Annotated in this window: 18 protein-coding genes and 2 pseudogenes; 11 read left to right on the top strand and 9 right to left on the bottom strand. The window is 68.4% G+C overall.

Annotated elements, in window-relative coordinates:
- Positions 1-277: 277 nt before the first annotated feature.
- The 3 genes from OHS70_RS00515 to OHS70_RS00505 all read right to left on the bottom strand — a co-directional run bounded on the left by OHS70_RS00515 (position 278) and on the right by OHS70_RS00505 (position 3,655).
- Positions 278-1,087, bottom strand: coding sequence for a hypothetical protein (locus tag OHS70_RS00515; protein WP_328392442.1), 810 nt, complete (start codon positions 1,085-1,087; stop codon positions 278-280).
- Positions 1,088-2,344: 1,257 nt separating this feature from the next.
- Positions 2,345-3,001, bottom strand: coding sequence for a TMEM175 family protein (locus OHS70_RS00510; RefSeq protein WP_328392441.1), 657 nt, complete (start codon positions 2,999-3,001; stop codon positions 2,345-2,347).
- A gap of 9 nt (positions 3,002-3,010) precedes the next feature.
- Positions 3,011-3,655, bottom strand: a complete 645-nt coding sequence (locus tag OHS70_RS00505) for a nuclease-related domain-containing protein (RefSeq protein ID WP_328392439.1) — start codon at positions 3,653-3,655, stop codon at positions 3,011-3,013.
- Between the two features lie 47 nt (positions 3,656-3,702).
- Here OHS70_RS00505 and OHS70_RS38935 point away from each other — a divergent pair, with 47 nt between their 5' ends.
- Positions 3,703-4,047, top strand: coding sequence for a hypothetical protein (locus OHS70_RS38935; RefSeq protein WP_443062540.1), 345 nt, complete (start codon positions 3,703-3,705; stop codon positions 4,045-4,047).
- A 61-nt stretch (positions 4,048-4,108) separates the two neighbouring features.
- Here OHS70_RS38935 and OHS70_RS00495 read toward each other — a convergent pair whose 3' ends face one another.
- Complete coding sequence (locus OHS70_RS00495; RefSeq protein ID WP_328392437.1) at positions 4,109-4,558, bottom strand: hypothetical protein; 450 nt, start codon at positions 4,556-4,558, stop codon at positions 4,109-4,111.
- 1,510 nt (positions 4,559-6,068) lie between these two features.
- Here OHS70_RS00495 and OHS70_RS00490 point away from each other — a divergent pair.
- Positions 6,069-6,917 (top strand): fascin domain-containing protein, encoded by an 849-nt coding sequence (locus OHS70_RS00490; RefSeq protein WP_328392435.1) that lies wholly within the window; start codon positions 6,069-6,071, stop codon positions 6,915-6,917.
- Between the two features lie 845 nt (positions 6,918-7,762).
- Here the strand turns inward: OHS70_RS00490 and OHS70_RS00485 are convergent.
- Positions 7,763-7,943 (bottom strand): annotated as a pseudogene (locus tag OHS70_RS00485) (hypothetical protein).
- A gap of 312 nt (positions 7,944-8,255) precedes the next feature.
- Between OHS70_RS00485 and OHS70_RS00480 the strand changes: the two are divergent.
- The 3 genes from OHS70_RS00480 to OHS70_RS00470 all read left to right on the top strand — a co-directional run bounded on the left by OHS70_RS00480 (position 8,256) and on the right by OHS70_RS00470 (position 9,945).
- Complete coding sequence (locus OHS70_RS00480) at positions 8,256-8,435, top strand: hypothetical protein (RefSeq protein ID WP_328392433.1); 180 nt, start codon at positions 8,256-8,258, stop codon at positions 8,433-8,435.
- Positions 8,436-8,901: 466 nt separating this feature from the next.
- Complete coding sequence (locus tag OHS70_RS00475; RefSeq protein WP_328392431.1) at positions 8,902-9,360, top strand: hypothetical protein; 459 nt, start codon at positions 8,902-8,904, stop codon at positions 9,358-9,360.
- A 270-nt stretch (positions 9,361-9,630) separates the two neighbouring features.
- Complete coding sequence (locus OHS70_RS00470; RefSeq protein ID WP_328392429.1) at positions 9,631-9,945, top strand: hypothetical protein; 315 nt, start codon at positions 9,631-9,633, stop codon at positions 9,943-9,945.
- 1,553 nt (positions 9,946-11,498) lie between these two features.
- Here the strand turns inward: OHS70_RS00470 and OHS70_RS00465 are convergent.
- A complete protein-coding gene (locus OHS70_RS00465) occupies positions 11,499-12,548 on the bottom strand; it encodes a hypothetical protein (protein WP_328392427.1) in 1,050 nt (349 codons plus the stop codon).
- A 322-nt stretch (positions 12,549-12,870) separates the two neighbouring features.
- Positions 12,871-13,569 carry a nucleotidyltransferase domain-containing protein gene (locus tag OHS70_RS00460; protein ID WP_328392425.1) on the bottom strand — a complete coding sequence of 233 codons (699 nt, stop codon included), beginning with the start codon at positions 13,567-13,569 and terminating at the stop codon, positions 12,871-12,873.
- Between the two features lie 337 nt (positions 13,570-13,906).
- Between OHS70_RS00460 and OHS70_RS00455 the strand changes: the two genes are divergently transcribed.
- The 3 genes from OHS70_RS00455 (at position 13,907) to OHS70_RS00445 (ending at position 16,545) form a co-directional block, all read left to right on the top strand.
- Complete coding sequence (locus tag OHS70_RS00455) at positions 13,907-14,380, top strand: hypothetical protein (protein WP_328392423.1); 474 nt, start codon at positions 13,907-13,909, stop codon at positions 14,378-14,380.
- A 306-nt stretch (positions 14,381-14,686) separates the two neighbouring features.
- Complete coding sequence (locus OHS70_RS00450) at positions 14,687-14,938, top strand: hypothetical protein (RefSeq protein ID WP_328392421.1); 252 nt, start codon at positions 14,687-14,689, stop codon at positions 14,936-14,938.
- A gap of 140 nt (positions 14,939-15,078) precedes the next feature.
- Positions 15,079-16,545, top strand: coding sequence for a membrane-associated oxidoreductase (locus OHS70_RS00445; RefSeq protein WP_328392419.1), 1,467 nt, complete (start codon positions 15,079-15,081; stop codon positions 16,543-16,545).
- Positions 16,546-16,555: 10 nt separating this feature from the next.
- Here the strand turns inward: OHS70_RS00445 and OHS70_RS00440 are convergent, their stop codons facing one another.
- On the bottom strand, positions 16,556-16,840 hold the full coding sequence (locus OHS70_RS00440) for a hypothetical protein (RefSeq protein ID WP_328392417.1): 285 nt from the start codon (positions 16,838-16,840) through the stop codon (positions 16,556-16,558).
- A 108-nt stretch (positions 16,841-16,948) separates the two neighbouring features.
- Between OHS70_RS00440 and OHS70_RS00435 the strand changes: the two genes are divergently transcribed.
- The 3 genes and pseudogenes from OHS70_RS00435 to OHS70_RS00425 form a co-directional block, all read left to right on the top strand.
- A complete protein-coding gene (locus OHS70_RS00435; protein WP_328392415.1) occupies positions 16,949-17,188 on the top strand; it encodes a hypothetical protein in 240 nt (79 codons plus the stop codon).
- On the top strand, positions 17,188-17,565 hold the full coding sequence (locus OHS70_RS00430) for a fic family toxin-antitoxin system, toxin component (RefSeq protein ID WP_328392412.1): 378 nt from the start codon (positions 17,188-17,190) through the stop codon (positions 17,563-17,565). Before OHS70_RS00435 ends, OHS70_RS00430 begins: the two co-directional genes overlap by 1 nt.
- Before the next feature lie 36 nt (positions 17,566-17,601).
- A pseudogene (locus tag OHS70_RS00425) lies at positions 17,602-17,923 on the top strand (Lrp/AsnC ligand binding domain-containing protein); the annotation flags it as partial.
- A 97-nt stretch (positions 17,924-18,020) separates the two neighbouring features.
- On the opposite strand, the gene OHS70_RS00420 reads toward OHS70_RS00425, so the two are convergent.
- Positions 18,021-19,583 (bottom strand): tetratricopeptide repeat protein, encoded by a 1,563-nt coding sequence (locus OHS70_RS00420; protein ID WP_328392410.1) that lies wholly within the window; start codon positions 19,581-19,583, stop codon positions 18,021-18,023.
- Positions 19,584-19,944: the final 361 nt, after the last annotated feature.

The raw sequence follows: 19,944 nt of genomic DNA, 5'->3' as shown, positions 1-19,944 counted from the left end.
TGAGCGGTAAGGGAAGGTCGACTGCAAGACGAGAGCATGACAGTCGTGGTTACGCAATTGCGGTTCTGGCGACGACGGCTGGCTGCCCGGCCTGGCCTCGCCCCCGGGCGGCCGCTGAGGTCCCTTGCTCGGGCGCCCGCCATGCGGGCCGAGCGGTTCAGGCTTCCTGGCCGGTGGCGGCCAGGACGATCTCCCGAATGGTGACGTTATGGAGTTGGTAGTAGGCGTAGTGGATGGCCTCGGCTACGACGGTTGCCGGTGCCTCCTTTGAACATCGTCAGTGCGCCCCGAACGACCAGAAGACGCCCACCTCGTCGTCGGTCACCGCGATCAGGCCCAGGTCCTCGATGAAGTCGAGGCCGTTGAGGTACTCAGAGGTGAGGAAGCCGTGGGATTCAGTCCCCTGGAGGCCCGCTGCGAGGAAGTCCGGGGCCGGGTCAGAGGCGGCGGTCGTCGCGTTGGTCCAGTAGCGCGCGGTGGGCCCGTACCGGTCGAGCAGGGTCCGGGCATCCGCCAGCACGGCGTTCCGGTCCGCGCGGGAGCGGACGGGGGCGCGTTCCGACTGCCATTCCTCGGCCATGATGGCGAGCGCGGCGACCGCCGCCTCCGCCTCCAGGGGGTACAGGCGACCGGGCAACTCTGATGAGTCCGGGGGATCGAAGGGGTACGCAGGCACCGTGTGGCGGGCGGTGTTGGTGCGGTCCCAGTCCAGTCGGACCCAGCCCCGGGGGTCAGGGACCGACCGGTGCAGCACGGCGCGGACGTCGTGCGCCCAGTCCTCGTACCGCCGGGGGCCGGTAGCCGCGAAGGTGTACGTGTCGTCGAGCAGCCGCAGCGCCGCCGCGTTCCAGGGACAGCGACGGGAGCGGAACTCCACCAGAAGATCGCCGACTTGACGGGCAAAGGCGTCCTTCGGCTCGCGGGGGATGCGCCGGAGCTGGTCGAGGGCCCAGTGGACGAGCTTGCCCCCTCCTTCCGCTGCAAGGCGGACCGGCCCCTGCGGCAGCGGGAGGTCCGTTCCGTCCCATAGCGCCTCCAGGTGCGCATCGAGCAGGTCCAGGGCGAGCCGGTCGGCAGGCAGGGGCATTTCGCCACTTTAGGCCGTCTCTTTCGGACCATGCCGGTCCGGGGTGATCGGCGAGACGCTCGCTGCGGCAACGATGCGGGGGAGCGACGACACGGTGCGTCAGCTGCCCGAGGACAGCAGGGTGCTGTGGAAACTCGTGAACCGTCCCGGCCTCGGGAGCCTGGTGCCTCCCATACCAGTGTCGAAGTGCTGTCCGTTCCGACCGAGAACGGTTGTCGGCGCGTTCTGAGAACACGCGAGGGTCAGCCCCCGGCGAATGTTCGCGAGCAGTGAGAACACCCATCGGTCTCCTCCCGTTGGCCTGGCGATGGATTAGGCCGGTTCCAGCAGGACAGCCGACAGCGTGCCGTTCACGATCAGGTCTTTCGGCAGCGAGAGCCCGAAGCTTCTCGACGATGCCCAGCGCGGTGCGGTGCACTTCCCTTTGATTCTGCTCCGGGTCCGGAAGGCCGGCGGCGGTCAGCAACTCCTGCAAGTGGGCGGCCGTCGCGGGGTCGCCGTCGACTCCCTGGTAGCCCCACGAGGCGTCCAGGTGCAGATTGCAGCCGCTCAGGAGCCGGCCGTCGTGGAAGTGCTCGAGATGCGGCGGGACCGGCTTGCCGTTCCCCTCGTCGTACTCCAGGAGGCAGACGGGCGCTCCGCCGCGCGATGCCGGTGCCAGGGAGCCGAACTCGCCCGGCCAGCCGCCGTACGCGACCGCGTACGACCAGTCCCCGGCGCGGCCGAGGCGCAGGCCGATGCCGTCGACGGCATCGCCGTACGTGTCGTCCATGAGCTCCAGAAGGGATTCTCCGGTGTGCTCCCCGACCGCCACGGCGATGTGCTTCGTGTCGTACCGCACGGCCGCAGTGAGGCGGTCGGCGAGCTCATCCAGGGAGAGCCCACGGGCGAGCACCACGTAGTGGCCCCCGAAGGCGAGGCATTGAGGGGCAGCAAGCCAGGTCGTTCCGTTCGTCATGACAGCCATCCTGAGGACGGTCTCCTCAAGGCGTCGGCCTTCTCCAGGCGGTCCGCGAAGTGGGGGCCACCTCGACATCAGAGAGAGCCGGCCGGCGCGGGGCCGTGGTCACAGCTTCAGATACACGGTCAGGGCCCACGGCGGCCCCAAGGGTCAGAGCCGGGATCAGTCCCGGGTGACGAAGTCTTCGAGCGAGTCGAACGCCCGGTACACGAACTCCCGGTGTCCTGTGCCATCGAACTCTGAGCGTGCGCCATCGAAGTCCGAGTGGTGCTGGCGCCGCTCTTGTTCGAGTCGGGCTATGCGTGGCGGGTTGTTCGGCTGCGCCAGCGGATCGCATGTTTGAGGGGGAGCGACAGGAGCCAGGTCCACAGTGCTGCCTGAGGGGAGACGACGAAGGCGATCACTACGGATGCCGCGCAGAGCAGGGCGACCGCGCCCTGTTCCGTGACGGTGGTCCAGCCGACACGGTCGGGAATAGGCCGGGCCTGCAGGCTTTCGCGCCGCCAGATGCTGGTGAACAGCGCGAGGTGCAACAGGGTGATCAGAGCGATGGTGGCTGCGTAGGTGGACACGGCCAGTGGCTGCTCGCTGCCGTATTCGGAGAGCAATGCGGTGGGGAACGGCAGCAGCGCGGCAGCGCCCAGGCCGGCCAGGGTCAGGCGCACGGTGAGGATGTCGGCACGTCGCACCCGGTGAAGGATCTGGCGCTGGTCGCGCCAGAAGGCGGCGAGGACGGCGAAGCTGAGCGCGTACGCACCGAGCTTGGGCCAGACCTGGCTCATCTCGTGCCGGAAGCCCGCCGCGTCCAGGCCCTCGGGGATGGAGACATCAAGCACCAGTAGTGTCATGGCGATTGCGTAGACACCGTCGGACAGAGCGGCCAGCCGCGCCGGGCTCTCCGCGTACGCGGGCTCGCCCATGTCTCCCGTACTGTCCGCGCCGATCACACCCATGACCGCACGCTAGACCCCGCACGAGCACACCGCCGGGCGACCACGCCCCGTGTCACCCGCACCGGTGGCCAGTTCGCGAGCTTCCCGTGGACAGGCTGTGAGAAAGCTCGCTCCTCCTGCGTGAGTCGGACTTGCCTCGCTCGAGGTCGACCGCCGACACCCCTGACACCCCGGAATCCCACGCCGCTCAAACTTCGATGCCGAGTCCCAGCCCGGTTGGGGAGGAAGGCTGCGCGGCAGGCCGCGCAGCCGCCTCGCCTCCACCACGGTCACGCACCGATCTCCATGCGGCCGCGCGGCGCGGCGACCTTGGCGCCGTGCACGGCGACCACCGGGCGCACCGGAACGCCGAGCACACGCCTGTTCCGCCTCCCACACGACCGTCTGCGGAGCGTGGCTCTGGTCGTACTGCCCGTACCGCAGGGTGCTGCCCTGTACCGTCAGCCGGGACTTGCCCGACGTCCAGTTCTTCGTGTCCACGTACGCCGCACCGGCCACCGTGAAGACGAGGTGGTCCAGGTTCGCGCGGCTGTTCGGAACGGCACGGTCGTGGAGCACCAGGGCGTGACCCTTCCGTGCGAGGGGAGCCAGGAGCCGGGCCGTCCGCGCTTCCCCGCGGCGCCCACCAGCCAGCTGTTGTGGGCACGCCGGCATAACCGACCCGCCCAGCCCGCCACGACCAACGCGGCCACCAGGCCCAGTTGTACGACCGCGAGACCGAGTGGGCTCCGCCGCACTTCGCCGGGCAGCTGCGCGAAGTCGGCGAGTCCCTGGCCGACGCCGAGCGCGAGTCGCTGCAGAAGTACATTCACGCGATGGAGGCCGAGACACCCGAGCGGCAGCGGGAGCTGGAGGAGACCGTCGAAGGCTACGAGGCCCTGACCGTTTCGCTCTCCGAGGACCGCAAGAAGTCCGGTCGCGGATCGGGCGGACGGCCTCCACGCTCTGCCCGGCTGCGTCGTCCGCTTCCAGTCAAGGTACCGCTTGCCTTGGAAGTACGGGCGGGCGTCGCCACAGCCCATGGTGCACCATGTCGGACGCCTTGACCGCCTCCACGGCGAGCGCCTTCGGACGCCGACGAAGGTGTCGGTGAAGGCCCGGTCGGCGTCACGCGGAGCGCTGTCCGACAGATCGTTCGGCACCGTAGTAGCCGTGACGCATCCGAAACCTCATGGCGTCGGTGCCGTCTGCTTGGATGTGCCCGATCAGCATCGACCTCAGCGGCTCGGGCAGCTGCCTGCCGTGTGCTTTGGTCCATTCGAGGGAGCCGAACAGTTCGGCCGCCCCGTCGAGCTGAACCGGGCTCAAAGGCCGCGCGGCGAACGTGGCGAGAATGAGGTCGGGAACTTCGGCCAGGAGCTGGCGTTGCACCGCCATGTCGTGCCACTTCAGGCCGCCGGTGGATTCCCAGGCGGGAATCCCGGCCCATGCCAGCAGCGCGCGAATCCGTTCGATCCCGTCGGGATAGCGGTGTTGGGTGAGAGCGGCGAGCCTGTCTTTGACGTCGCGCAGTCGACGCGGGCCCTCAGTGAAACCAACCGTTCCCTTGTAGATCACGTCCGCGACGATATCGGCAGCTCGACCGTCAAGTCCGTCTTAGGTAGCGGGATCCACTGACTCCGGCGGGCTCTCGCACTCAACTGCCGCGAGTTCCCCGAGGAGTCCGAACTGCTGGTGACCGTGTGCGATCTCCGGCGGCGTATCGGCTCCACGTTCCGCCGGTCTCCTTGCGCAGGTGGTTGGTGATCTTTTCGTGGTAGCCGAGAGCGTCACCTATTCCCCAGGCTGACGATGTCGGTGGGACCAGGCAGTGGAAGGGAAGGGTGCCCGCTGTGTCTCTCTCATCGTTCCACCGTGATCAATCCGACCAACTGCCCTCATACGTAGCCGATGTGTCACTGCCCTCAGCATACGAGCCTGATCGCGCTCCTGGCCCGGAGCGCATTCGGTGCCTTCGCTATGGGTGCGATCGACTGCATCCACGCCGTTCGTAGACTCGGCGCCGGCCCGTGGAAGGTGGGCGAGCGTCGTGCCTGGCGGAGCCGCGCTCCGGGACCCCTGGGGAAGCTCACGAACTTCGGCCTGGAGGACAACGCGACCGTTCACAGGCCGCGACGAGATGTCCGCGTCGGACTTGCGGCACCACGGCATTGCTCCTTCCGCCGCCGGGACGACGCGCTCCATGAGCTGCCGGAGACCGGCGACCTCACCTGAACCAGGGCCGCCGCCGCGGCCCCTGCCTGCCCCTCCCAGGATCTCCGGTCCGCCTTGCTCCCCGCTTTCCTGCACCTCGGCGGAGGCGGCGGCGGCCGATCGGCCGCCAGGGGAAGACCAGCAAGGCTCGTGCACCGCCGACCGTATTGACACTGCTTCAGATCTGCCGCCACTCTCAGCTGCCCACTGCGCCACCCACCGGGCCTACCGCTCCGGATCCCTTCCCTCTTGGAGGAAGCACGCGCATGCAGAACCGGGCCACGCCTTCGAATCCATCCCAGCGCCGAAGACACTCCTCGCTGCGCGGACTCACTGCACGGCTGGCGAGCATCCTGCTGTTCGCCACCGTCCTGGTCGGCCTCGACTCGTCACCGGCATTCGCCGACGAGGGATGCTTCCCGCCCGGCTGGTGCGGACAGGTCATCAACAGCGGCTCTTCGGGTCCTGTCGTCAGGGCAGCCAGGAGCTGGTGCAATGACGACCTCGAGGTCTCCCTGGAGTCGGCCTCGTCGCGGATGCCTGCGGACCGCAACGGCGACGGCAAGACCGACTGCACGGACGCAGCCAACACGTTCAGTCAGAAGAGCGACTTGGCCCCGGGCTCGGAGACCCCCGACAACGAGGACTGGGACGCCTTCCGGGCCGACCAGGGGTGTAAGGCCGAGACGGACGCGCTCAGCTCAAGTGGCGGTGTGTATGACAACACCGATCTCCTTGGCGACCGGTGGGTCAAGGTCGACGACGGCGTGGACCGCGGCATCTATAAGTCACTTGTGCATCCGCGCTGTCGCACGTCTCCGACAACCGCTGCGCCCACACCCCGACCAGCTTCGCCGGGAACGGGGTCTTCAGCATGCCTGCGGCGAACGGCCAGCTGGTGTCCGCCGAGTCGCGCATCGATGCCCCCGGCGTGCTGCGGGCCCGTACGGGGAGCAGTAGCAGCGGCCCATGGGAGCAGTTCCGCTTCGACGTTGTCGATGCCAACTGCTCGGTGTACGCGCTCTGGTCCATCGACAAGCAGAGGTACGTCTCCGTAGAGGCTAGCTGGCGCGGCGGCACCTCGGGCGCGCTGCGGGCGCGCGCCACCGGTATTGGCGAGTGGGAAAAGTTCACACTTCACGACCTGGGTGGGGACGACTTCGCCCTGCGCTCGTGGGCGAACGGTCGGTATGTGACGGCGGAGCTCAGCTACCCCAGCGACCGCTACGCCCTGATGCGGGCACGCGCGACCTCCATCGGGCCGTGGGAAAGGTTCCACAAGAACACCGCCTCGCAGTTCACTTCGTACTGCCAGGAGACCGACCCCGACACCACCTACTGCCAGGTCAGGACCAACGGCGCATCCGGAACGGGGGCGACCGGCACCACAGGCACCACCTTTGTGTGGCTCGACTGGAGCGGTCGCTCCTCGGGCCGCTGGACATCCGTGAGCGGATCGGCATGTGTGACTGACACCTGGGCCAACGGGCGGGGTGTGAAGGCCCAGCTCGACTTCCACAAGGCCGGCGCGGACACCACCGTCAACAACACCAACTACGTCATCCGCGGTCCCTACAAGGACACCGGCGGCTCCTGCTCCTCCTGGTACACCTTCACTGCCAGCAAGAGCGGCGGGATCGACTTCGTCGACATCGAGTGGGGCGACACCTGGAGCAACTGCAGCTACTGCTCCATGGGCCGGTACAAGCTCACGGTCCTCTGAATCCGCTGAAGGCCTTCCGCCCCGCCGGCGCTTGCCGGCGGGGCGGCTCTACGCGAGTGACTGCGAAGGCGGTCGGTGCAGAGTGGAACGCTTCGACGAGCGGCTGACGGCATACGCGTCCGGCCCGACTGGTCGGCCGTCATCGCCCACGATAACGGCGAGCCCGCGGGCTTCTGCTTCGGCGTACCGCTCGGAACCGACACCAAATGATGGTCGGCCATGACCGAACCGCTCCCCGAGGACTACATGAACGAAGACGGCAGGAGGGACCGTCGCGCTCAACGAGATCGTGGCCCGCAAGCCGTGGCGCGGCAGCGACGTCGCCTGGCAGCTCCACGAAGCCTGGCCGTCACACCGGCAGGAGGAACGCGTGACCTTGCTTGTTAACCCGACGGCTGGCGATGGAGCGGTCCAAGCGGCGTATGAGGCATGGGGATACCGCAAGATCGGGGGAGCAGCAGTCCTTCCCAGATTCCCGGATCTTCGCGTCGATGATGCGTCCTGTACGACAGGCGCTAGTTGCTGCGCCTGGCCAGGCTGAGGACGAGGACGAGCACAGCTACGGCCATCACGGTCACATGCAGCCATGCAGGGGCAGCCGAGACGTCCGCAGCGGCTGTCATGGGCGAGGTCATCCTGGGCTCCTGTTCGTTTCGTCGTCCGGGGCCGGGGGGCTCCCCCCACGGGGTGCGGCCTGTGCCGTACGGGTGGGGCTGCGGTGATGCTGTTTCTGGTGGACTGCCTTGCGGCAGTGGGTGAGACGGTTTCGGGTGCATGCCCGCATGCACCCTGGGGAGGTGGAGTGACGCGCCGTCACGACACACCGTGCGCCTCGAGGGATGCTGTCAGCGTCGGCGGGCCCGGCCGGATCGCCAAGCGGTTCCGATCCCCGGCGACATGCAGGGCCAGGAGTGCCAGGCCGAGCAGCATCACGTTTCTTGAGGAGAAGACCTCGTCGGTCGCGATCTCGGCGGCGTTGATCAGGAAGGCGATGAAGAAGAACACTGCCGCAGCTATAGCAAGCATGGGCGCGGCTCCTTTCGAGGGCGTGTGACTCGTCTGCCCCCTTTCCTCACTGCCAGGCCTCGAAGGCTTACCGGGCTGCTGCGCAAAGCCTTGGATCCGGAGATGGACGGCTTCACACGCAACCAACAGCTCGACGAAATGGTCATCACTGCTGTCCGAGCAGCTCGGCGGCCATTTCATCGAGGCGGTCACTGCTCTGAACGCGGACCGAGTTGACTCGCAGTGTTCATTCGTGCGCAGGTTCTGATCGGGGTGCGCCGGGACTGTTCGATCGGTGCAGGTCAGGACGGTGTGAGGGGGAATGGTGGGGGCATGAACCCGAACTCGCCGGTGAACTCCGGTCCCGTGGGCGGCTCCGGGCCGGAGCCGCCGTTCCTGTCCTTGCATACCACCGTCGTCCTGCTCGCCGCGCTCGTCACCGGGCTGGTGGCGGGCGGCGGCCTGACCGCGCTCACCGGCGCCCCGTCGCGGGCGCAGTGCTCGCCGGGCTGACTGCGGCCGGCTCTGCCGTCCCCGTGCTGCGCTCGCTCATCGGCACGCATCACGAGGGCTCCTCCCGGTGAGCCGCCAGGGCCCTCGGACGGGCGGTGACCCGCCGTCCGTGCGCCTGGCATCGACTCCAGAAAGACGTGGAGCCAGGCTCCCGGTCTGCCCCAGGTCTACTACGCCACCGCGCCAGCCCCCGACCCTACACTTGGCGTGAGACCGGTTGCTGGCCGGGATCGCGAAAGTGTTTTCTGAGCTGGAACGATGAACCCTGACGAGGGGCTTCTGTCGGGTCCAGGTGGGAGGCACTTTCTACGTGCAGGGTATCGGTTCGCGTCCCAAGCTCCATGTCGCTGCTGGCAGTTCGAGGGTGGCTCAGCCGCCCAGCAGCCCCAACTGAAACGGCGCTGCCTAGATCTGACCCACCGGTTATTGCCGTGCAGCTCGAACCGGAGTTCCATACGCTGCCCGGATGATAGAGAACTCCGAGAGGAGCATGTTGGTACGCGCGGGATTCGAGCGGGTCCATGTGGAGAACGACTGGTACGACGGCCCCAGGGAGGGGATTGCCGATGTCCAGGGGACACCGCACTACTTCAGGGCCATTCATCACTACGGGCACCCCGACGACCCCCACGACGACGAGTACCTTGTGTGGCCCATCGATGAAGCGTCGCTCTCCCTGGAGCGTGAGCAGTCGGCGATAACCGCCGACTGGCACAAGCGCGTCGTCGAGGGCACCGCGACGACGGGCTTTCCTGGCTACGGTGGAGTCGACAGGCGCTACGACGAGCTGCAGGCGTTGCTCGGGCCTCGGCGGGAGGCACCTGCCGATGCGCGGCGGCTGGTGGCCGAGTGGAAGACTCCCGCAGAGGACCCGTACGACGTGGAAGGGCTCGCTTACATGGTCAGGTGGCGCCAGGACCGTTGAGGCCGGTGGCGCGAGAAGTCGGCGAGTCCGTTGGTCCAGCCGGCCCCGAGTCCTCCAGGTCAGAGCCCATCCCGCCCGCCGCCAGGACCTGCTCATCGGTCTCCGTGATCACGGCCACAGCAGAGGCATGACAGATGAAGAAGACCAGCTCCACAAAGACAACGGAAGCAAGGGGACCTCATGGGCGGTCTTGCGTCAGCGCTGCGTTGAACTGTCGGTCGGACCGAAATTGACTTCTCCGGCCGAGCGAGCCGTGAAAGGTTGTGCCGCATGGCCATAGCAAAAAAGGGCACGCGGGTGATCACCGTCGGTGGAGAACGCTATCGCTGGGTGGTCGCACCCAGCGATGACGGTCTGAGGATCGTCGTGGTGGGCGGCGACGGGGACGAGCAGCGAATGGCGACATGGGTTGAGCACGGCGTGGTGATCGCACCAGGGCTGGTCGCTGCGGTCATCCGCCAGGCATTGCGTCACCACGGCTGGACGCCCTGGCAACGTGGCAAACAGGTCACCTTGCGGTGTCTGGACAGGGCCCCCGATCTGGCTGATCTCAGGTTGATCACTTGGCCACGGGGGACCTGGTGACCTGGCCTCCGCTGCGAACGGCAGTGGGTCCGGAACTGGAACGAAGACCCCAAGCCGTTCATATGGACCAGGACCGCTGAGGGGATCCTCGAATTCCTCGCCCGCTTCTGCCGATGGACCTCCGGCGCACGGGAAACAGGGCCTGTCCGGCAGGTAATGGTATAGGTGGGCGCAGGGAACGGGCCGGCTCGCCGATTGCTCCCGGACGGGGACTGCTGGTTCCCGCTGTGTATCTTCACAGGGGTCGTCGGCCCAGCGTGCAGCGGCGTGATTCCGGGCCATCAATGGGGGATGAGGGGGATGTTGCGCGGAGGAAGCTTCCCGCCCCGGCGTTGCTCGGCCACCCCGCAAACCGCAGCGGCCTCATCCACCATGAACCGCGGCACCGCCGCGACCAAGACTCCCCGCGAAACCTGGTCCGGCCGCGCGACGAACCCACCCGAACCCACGGAGCCCTGAGCCATGCGGCAACCCTAGCCTCGTGGCTGGCGCGACATCGGTGCCTCTCGACATGGGTGAAGAGTGGATAGCCGAGTCCCGAGAGTGTCTCGCGGCGGCCCGAGCCGCTCTTGGCCTTGGCACAGAGGGATCACCATGAGGCACGTCCTTGAAGGCGAGCTCGGCGTCCCGAACCCCACTGCGACTGCTTGATCCCAGAACGGGTGGCCCGTGCGGTGCCGACCCTCATGGATCACGATACGACGATTGGGAATCAGTCACAGCAGCGCCTGTGACTTGGCGCCGTGGTTGGCGGCCTGGCCAACATGCTGATCGCGACCCCCGGACAGGCGGGGCGGCACGCTGATCTCATTGCCCACACCTCGCCAGACTGAACGCGTTCAAATGTCGCTCGAGTGTTTTGCATTCTGCAGGCGGGGCGTATGCGTAAGGAAGCAGCCGAAGCGGTCCCCTGGTTGGGGACCATCGTGTCTCTCGTGATGACGGTAAGCGGGTGTGTTGCTCTCTGTCTCACGTTGCCGAGCGTCACCGATGTCTCGGCCGGCATGGGCCGGACGACGCCTCGGTGATCCTGGAGGGCGGCGGGCTCGCCGAGGTCCGGGACCTTGGTGGGCAGGACGGGGACTTCGGTGAAGGATGGCGGCTGTCCGGCACGGGCACCTGGCAGCTGATCGAAGGCGCCGGCGGGAAGACCATCGCCGGTGCCCCAGCGGCAGAGGTCACCCTCACAAAGGCTGCCGTCTGTCGGGAGCTCAGACACATCACCCCAGGCTTGCCCACCGGCACCAGGCCTGCCCACCCCGGCCTGAGGCTTGCCAGTCAGCGACAACCCGCGCTGGCTGGCCTTCGCCCGCTGGTACGGCTTTCGACGTCCGTCAGCCCGTCCAGTGGGAGGCCGGAGCCGCCCTCGTACCGGACGAGCTCCGGCGCCTGGTGCTCGAAGTGACTGAGCTACGCAGCTTACCCAGGAGCGGCGCCAACGCCGGCTCCTGGACAGGCCGGTGACGCACCCGCATTCCTCGCCTCGGCGGCGCCGGGTTCGTGGAAGCGGATCACAGCGAAGGGACGGCACTGCCACCCTCGAAGCCGTCGGCTCAGCCGGTGGCCATCGCGAGTTCCGCAAAGTGGATCCAGTACGGCTGCCGGTACTCGCTCTCCCTGCCGATGATCAGGTCGGTGGCCTTGGTGACTCCAGCGGCCTGCGCCGTGCGCACGATCAGCGCAGACATCTCCGAGGCCCGCACTTCCCCGGGGCCGCCCGCGTCGATGCGCCAGGGCATGTCGCCGTCGTCTCCGGGGTGGATGTGCCCGGGCGGCAGCAACTCCCGGCGGGTCCACCCGAGCTTGACTGCGTTGTCGCCGCGCGCCGCTTCCTCGACCATGTACTCGCAGTACCCGAGGTAGAGGCGGTCGTCGCAGACGATGTCGAACATGATGGGTGAGGCGTCGCCGACCCGCCCGTACAGGGACAGGTTCTGGGACATGCCGGTCGCCACCGTGACCGCGGGCAGCGTCCGCAGGAATGCACCGATCGAGACCTGCAAGGTGTTCCAGTCGCCGGCCAGCTCCCACCGCGGGTGCTGCAACTGCTGTCCGCAGTCCTCCAGGACGCCGATGAAACCCCGTCCGGCCAGTGAGTACCACGTCTCCCAGGCCTCGCTGGGCTGCAGCACGAGCTCCGGCCCATCCGTCCCGGCCCGCAGTTCCAGGGTCACCCGGTCCTTGCGCCAGCGCAGGAACGGGCAGCCCCACAGGGGCCGTGCCTCACGTCGTCCGTACGGCCCGGTGCTGCCGTGACTGCCGACGTACGTCGCGTCCCCGAGCACTTGGCGCACCGCGTCCGCCGCGCGCCGGAACTCCTGGGCCTGCGCGCGTGGTTCCGGTGCGGGCCGGCTCAACGGCACCACGAGCTCCAGGTACTCCTCCAGCGTCGCCCACTCCCGTTCGGTGGCTTTGACCGGGACGAGCACTGCGTCCCCGCCCGGCAGCCCGGTCACGGCCCCCGCCGGGCCGCCGGGTTCGCCGGTCCACTCCCAGCCGAGCCAGCCGATGAGTTTGCGCATGTCCGTCTCGCTCCAGAGCAAGCCGACGAAGCGGCTCGTCAGTTGCTGGGCAAGAATGCCTATGTCGTCACTGCTGATCATGACTGCATTGCTATCAGGTCCCACCGACAGTCTCCGGTGCCGCCGTCGTCGGTGGGCTCGGTCGGCCGGAAGGGCTCAGTCGCCGGTCCCTCGAGGCCCTGAGCGATGCCGACCGCCTATGAACGTGGTGGGTCGTCGTGCCCGCCACGAGGAGGCCGAGGCCGCCGTCGCACTGCTGGGAGAGCTGCAGGTCCCGGCACTACTGGGCGGCTGGGGCTGGGGACGACCGCCTCGCCACCACGCGCGCCCGAGCCGAACAACAGGCCTCAGCCGGCTGATCGCGGTCATGCCCCATGTGGTGGTGCGGTCGCGCCCCACCGGCTCATCGGACGGCATACCCGTCCCATAGCGGGCCGCCGGCCTGGTCCAGCACCTCTGCCACGACCGTGGCGAAGATCTTTGCATTTCCGGCGATCGCCTGCGTGGCAGCTTCGGACAACGCGCGGTGCACCCTGGGGTCGGCCGCAGCCAGCCGCCGTGACAACCACTTGCCTCCGCCGAGCCAGTGCCCGCCGACCTGCAGGACCAGCTCCGAGGCACGCTGCAGCATGTGCGAGACCAAGTACACCCGCTCGGCAGGGTCCGCGCAGCCACGCAGGTCGTCGAGAAGGTCGGTCAGGACGTACCGCTGGTAGTCACGCTCGCGATCCGAGAGCGGCGGCGGGCCTGCGGCCCAACGCTCTCGCGCCTCGCTCTGGAGCGAAGCGCCCAACCCGTCCGTGTCCACCAGGAGCATGCCGTCAGCACACATCGAGAGCAGCGACGAACTCCGCTTCGCGGTCTCCTGGTCGGCGAAGCTGCGCCAGACGGCCTCGGTTTGCACGAACAGCTCCACGGGCCAGCTGCGGTACACCAGGCTTTCTCGGTAGGGCGCGGGCGGCCCGTCCAACAGGACCACGATGTCCAGGTCAGATGTGGGCGTCCGGCGGTCGGTCAGCACGCTGCCGGCGAGGAAGGCCGCCCGGGCGGCGGGAAATCGGTCCCTCACCAGTTCTCGGGCGGTGAGCATGGCGTCGTCCATGATCGCAGCGTACGTGCCGACGTCGGTCTCGTAGGAGGGCCGGTGCGCTTCCCGGACGCGTCAGCGCGGACAGCCTTCGGACGCCAACGCGGCATCGGCCCTTCGGATCAGCATGCCGCCACCCTGCCACGCCCCGGTCCGGCTCGGCGCGTTGTCATCGAGAGACCGCGGCTCTGGCCCAAATTGTGTGGAGCGGTTGCTCTCCGTCGCAGTGCCTCGGACAGGCGCTCAGCCGGTGAGACCACCCGTTTCGGACGGTCCACCTGGTGCGCCATGGTCGACGAGGCGCAGGAGCTTCGGACCGGCATGTCGGAAGCGGCCAATAGCCTCAGGCACCATGGGCATTCAGATCGATGTAGTGGTGGGTTACCCGATCAACGATGAGGTGGAGAGGGTGCTTGGGTTGGCCGAGGCTGTCGGCGAGCCCGTCACTGTCACGTTCATGTGGGAGGGGCGTGAAGAGGCGGAACGCGCGGTGCTGGTGCCCGCGGCCACGCTGGCGCTCTGGGAGCACTGGGCCCCCACCGCCTACCCGACGAGTGGCGGCGGGGAAGAGAACCGGGCTGTGGCGGAGGAGCCGGAACTGGCCCACCCAGCGGAATTCGGCGCGTTCACGCTCTTTCGTCGTCGCGTAGGAGGGCGCACGGCGGTTGCCCGTAAGGGCGTGGTGGTCGCCGAGCTCCTGGACCCCGACGAGGCGCACTGGCTCCAGGAGAAGGCCCGCAATGTCCGCCAAGGCTTCATGGATCCGAAGCAGAAGGCGGCGTTCGAGGAGTTCCTTGCCCGGCAGGCATCCCTCGGTGATCAGTGACGCGCCGAACTCATGCTTCGTCGCTTTGTAATTGATCTTCGGGATCTGGTCCGGTTCGTATGGTGTGGTGACGCTCGGTCACGCCAACAGGACACGTTTGCGGAGGAGTTCGAAGCCTACGCGGCCGACCATCTGGCGCTTGAGCATCTGGGCGATCTTCGTATTGCGGTCGGCCATCCTCTGGACACCTCAATCCGGGAAGTCGGCCTGAGCCCGACGCCAAGCCGCGGTGTTGCTGCTCCTATTGGCTGTCAAGGGTGAGGTGGTCCGCCTGAGCGGAGGGGATCCGGCTCAGGAGCCGACCCGTTGGACGGCGTCCCTGCCGAGCCGCTCCCGCCCCGCTACCGCGAGATCCTGGCCGCCTTCGAAAGGGCCGACGGCACGCTCCGCGCGAAGGACGTCTGCCAGGCACTGGGCACCGGGACGGAGCCCCGTCACGTCGAAGGTATTCGGGCCAAGCTGAAACGCCTGGTCAGCCGCGACATCCTCACCGAACCCGAGCCCGGTCTCTTCACCCTGCCAGGGGCTACTCGCCCCGCCTCGCAGCCGCAAACCTAGGAGTCAATGACTCGCAGCCGATGAGGTAGGGGCCGGGCTCGGCGAGGCCCGGGCGGAGGGCGGGGTGGAAGGGTGTCGGACAGCATGGCGTGCTCCGTACGGCAGTTGACAGCCCGAACGCAGCACGTCAGAGTCCCGGCGTGAGCGAGACCAACGATCTGACGCCGGCCGAGGTACGTATATGGCGGGCCTTTCCGCGAGGCGAGTCCGTGGACTTCAGCGCCGCCGCGAACGAGAATCCGGCGCTCGGCAACACCTGGGGCGCGGAGCGGACCGTACGGGCGAGTGTGCTGCGGGCGCTGCTGCTCAAGGCTCCGCAGGAGGACGGGGAGATCGCCGCGCTCAAGATCACGGGGGCGCGGATCACCGGCGTACTGGACCTGAAGTACGCCACGATCGACGCCGCCATCCGGCTGAGCCACTGCCAATTCGACGGCGTTCCCGACCTGTACGGCGCCCAGCTGCGCCAACTCAATCTGAGCAACTCCGTTCTGCCGGGCCTGGCCTCGGCGACCTTGCAGGTCGAGGGGGTGCTGCGAATGACGGACTGCCGTATGCAGGGGCCGGTGCGGCTCGGCGGGGCGCAGATCTCCGGGGCGCTGTTCATGGAGCGGGCGGAGTTCACGGCGCCGGACGACTCCGAGCCGGTGCTGCAGCTCAACCAGGCCGCGATCGGGGACGACTTGTGGGCGCCAGAGATGCGCGCGCACGGACAGGTGCGGCTCACTGGCGCCTCCGTCGCCGGGCGGATCAACGTTCAGGACGCCGAATTCAACAAGCCCGATGGCACCGCGCTGGACGCGCAGAACCTCAACGTGGGAGCCCATGTACGGGCGCGGTGTGTACGTGCGCAGGGCCGGGTCGAACTCCGAGGCTCGCGCATATCGGGCCGTCTCGACCTGCTCCACGCCCACCTGTCGCATCCGGGCGACACGGCACTGCGGGCGAGCAGTTGTGTCATCGGTGAACTCTGGCTGCACAGCGGCGATCGCATCGAGGGCGCCCTGAATCTACGGCGTTCTCAAATAGAGATCCTGACCCTTGAACCGGAGATGCTGCCGGACCAGGTGTATCTCAGCAATCTCTCGTACACCGTACTCGCGCCGCACGAGCCCGCCGAGCGGCGCCTGCCGATGCTGGAGCGGGACGGCGACCGGTATGAGCCGCACGGCTACGAGCAGTTGATGGCGGCCTACCGCCACGTCGGTGACGACGACGCGGCCCGGCTCGTCCAACTCGCCAAGCAGCGCCGCCGACGCACCACGCTCACCTGGTACGGACGGCTGTGGGGGTTCGTCCAGGACGCCACCGTCGGCTACGGCTTCCGCCCGTTGCGCGCGGCTGTCTGGCTGCTGTCCCTCATGGCCATCGGATCGATCACGTACGGCCTGGACCACCCACGCCCCATCAAGGCGGAGGAGGCCCCTGACTTCAACCCCGTCTTCTACACCCTCGACCTGCTCCTGCCGGTCGTCAACTTCGGCCAGGAGTCAGCGTTCGCCCCTGACGGATGGCACCAGTGGTTGTCGTACGCCCTGATCATCACCGGCTGGATCCTGGCGACAACGATCGTCGCGGGCGTGACCCGCACGGTCAGCCGGCAGTGACCCCCTCTATTCACGAAGACCTCACAGAACGCCCTCTGAGGTCCGCGACGTCGGGGACGGTGACGGGCGTTGTCAGGTAGTGGTGGATCTCCCGGGCGATCGCGCGCTTGAGCAGGCGGATGATCTCCTTCTTCGTCCGGCCGGATGCTGTCTGCCGGGCGACGTACTCACGTGTCCGGGCCTGGGGGGCGGGGCGCGGCGGGGTGGGTCCGTCGGGCGTGTGGACGGCCCCCAGCGGCACCCTCGAAGGCTGCTCTCGCGTCTGGGAGGGTTCGTGCCAGTCAGGGGCGGCCACGGGCATCACCTTCGCCGCGGGCATATGGCGGGTGGACCGGCGACGTCCCTGTGCTGCTCTTATGTAGGCGTACCACCACAGAGTGGTAACACATGTTACCATGCGCGTATGGCGAAGACACAGCTGGGCGCACGCGTGGATCAGGAGGTCGCGGAACTCGCGCGGAAGCGGGCCGCGGACCTGGGTTTGAGCATCGGGGACTATCTGGCCCGCCTGGTGCAGGACGACGCCAGCGGCCTGCGCGCCCGTTCAGTGGACGCCGCTGCCCGGTTCCTCGCCGAGCATCAGGGCGTCTTCGACGAGGCCGAGGACGCGCGGCAGAGGTCCTCGGCAGCGCGTGCCGCCTGATGGATCTGCACATCGACGTTCCCTGGATTCTTCAGGTTGCCGAGGTGGCCGGGGCGGGCGATCCCGCCCCGGACGACTACGGCGTCCCGGTCTCGGCCGTCGCGCGCCACCGGGCCGAGCTGTTCGGGCAGCCCGTGTACGACGGCCCTTACACCAAGGCGGCCGCCCTGGTGCACACCCTGGGACGGTGCCGCTGGCTGGAGCGCTCCAACCTGGCCGTCGCTGCCGCGACCGGCGTCATGTACCTCGAGGCCGCCGGCATCCCCGTCAAACCCACCCGCGACGACGCCATCGCCCTGCGGGACCTGCTCCTCGACCCCGCCTGCACAGCTGCGCAGACTGCCGCACTGCTGCGGTCCTGGCCCACCGCCACCTGACGCCCGCAGTATCGCCGCCGCCTGAACTTCTAGACGCTCGTCTTCGCTACCCTGCGCTGGGAGACCCCGACACCGTCACCGCGTTCGAAGAAGGCGTGGCTGCCGTCCCGAACGTGTTTCAGGCGCAGCGCCTGTTCGGCGAGCCCGACTACCTCCTGTGGGTTGCCACCACCGACCTGGCGCCGTGTTCCAGGGGCTGTACGACCAGCGGCTCGCCCGACTGCCCGGAGTCCAGCGCCTGACCTACCCCACCCTCGTCATGAAGAACGTCATCGACGACCGGTACCTGCCCGACAGCTGGTCATCATCGAGCTGCTGCGCTGTTCCAGCGATGGCACCGCACCCGGCGCTTCGCTGAGCAGCTACAGGCTCGCCAACTACAACGCTGAGTCACAGCTGTTGTGACTGAGCGCTGTAGTTGGCACTGAGCGCGCTCAGGTTTCCGGCAGGCGACGTCACGCCGTCAGCGCCGCCTCCACCTTCGCCAACTCCTTCTCCGGGTCGACCGTCCGGGACAGTACGTCCAGGTCGTCCCGGCTGTAGCGGGCGTTCACGTCGTCGTCCCAGCGTGCGGCGGCGGTCCGCAGCGGCTCGATCGCTTCCGCGAGGCGGCCCAGCCGGTGCAGGACGAGTCCGTAGTACCCGGCGGCCTCCGTCCTGTACGCGGAGTCGCCGCCCTGTTCCCAGGCCATACGGAGAAACGGTTCCGCCTCGGCGTACGCGCCGCGCTGGGCCTTGAGTTTGCCCGCGAGCATGGCGTTGAGCGGGGACCCGTCACCGGCCGCGCGCGCATACCAGCGCTCGGCCTCCTGGTAGTCCCGGTGGTGCTCGGAGAGCCACCCCATCTGGTTGCACGCGTCGTGGTGGCCCGCCTCGGCAGCCGTGCGGTACCACTGGTCGCGCAGCGTGGGCCTGCGCAGCGCGCCGTACAACTCTGCGAGGTCGTACGCCGCCTGCGGGTCCCCGGCCAGCGCGGCGGGTTCGATCCAGCGGACAAGGTGGCGGTCGTCCGCGCCGCCCCAGTCGCCGAGGATCCTCCCGTACGCGTACGAGGCGTGCACGTCGCCCGCCTCCGCTCGCTCCCGCAGCCTTGGCAGTCGGCGCAGGTCCTTGCCGGGGGCGACGGAGCCGCCCGCCCGGATCGCGGCGATCCGGGCGAGCTGCTCGACGACGTCCTCGTCGTCCTCGCCGACCTCTCGGAACCAGCGTTCGGCCTCCTCGTACCGCCGCTGCCGCTTGCACAGGAGCCCGAGGTTCCACTGGGCCGGCTGATGCCCGTGAGCGGCCGCGAGGCCGTACCAGTGCTCGGCGTCGCCGAGGTCGCCGCGCTGCTCGTGCAGGACACCGAGTGCGTACGCGGCGCCTTCGTAGCCCTCCTCGTGGGCTTGGAGCAAAAAGCCGCGGGCCTCGGGCCAGGACGCCTCGCCGCCCGTCTCCGTCAGGAACACGGCGTGGTCCACGCGGGCGCAGGCGCTGACCGCGGAAGCCCTGCGGTAGTAACCGGCGGCCTCGGTCGTCAAGCCCGGGTAGTCGCGGAAGTGCTGTTCCAGGGCGAAGAGCGGGCGCAGCGCCTCGGCGGCGGCGTCCCCGTCCCCGGCGGCCTCGGCGGCATCGAGCCCCGCCGCGACGCGGTCGAAGTCCTCGCGGATCGACTCGAAGAGCTGCGCCCAGCGGAAGACCGCGATGTCGCCCAGATCGATGTCGCTCATCAGGAACTTCGCGGCCTCGTCGAGTCGCCCCTCGGCCGCGAGCAGCTTGCCGAGCTCGATCTTGCAGTCGAGGTTGCGTCCTTCCTCCCAGCCGCGGCGGAACCAATCGGCGGCCTCCGGATCACCATCCTCGCGGAGCAGTACGCCGAGTCCGTAGGCGCACCCGGCGTGCCGTTCGGCGACGGCGCGGTAGAGCGCGTCCGCGGCCTGCCGATCACCCCGGATCTTCCGGTACCGGGCAAGGGTGTAATGCGAGAAGGCATCGCCGGCCGCCACGGCCTGCTCCCAGTACGGGATGCCTTCGTCCACGTGCTTGCGCAGCCCGAAGAAGTCGGTGTGCCGGCGGGCGGTCTTGGTGTCGCCGGCGTGGGCGGCGGCGACGAGCGCCTCTCCGTGGGCCTGTATGTCCTGCGTCGTGATCGCATCGTGCCAGGTCGCGCCAAGGACCAGCCAGTTGGCGGCTGTTGCCGTCCGGCAAGGGCAGGTGCGCCAGGGACCGCCCCACGCGGCCGGGTTCGTCGAGGCGGTCCGGCCACGCGGTTCCGCCGTCGCGTTGGAGCCACGTTCACCACACCACGCCGGCCCCTATTCCTGCCTCCGCAGGGACTGTAAAACGTTCGGCTCTGTCCTGTAATCGGTGGTAACGACGAGTAACGGGCATCGTTGGCAT

Origin of the sequence: Streptomyces sp. NBC_00390 (assembly GCF_036057275.1) — a bacterium.
Taxonomy (GTDB): Bacteria; Actinomycetota; Actinomycetes; order Streptomycetales; family Streptomycetaceae; genus Streptomyces.
The sequence above is the reverse complement of the archived record's forward strand: the minus strand, read 5'-3'. Positions and strand labels throughout refer to the sequence as shown.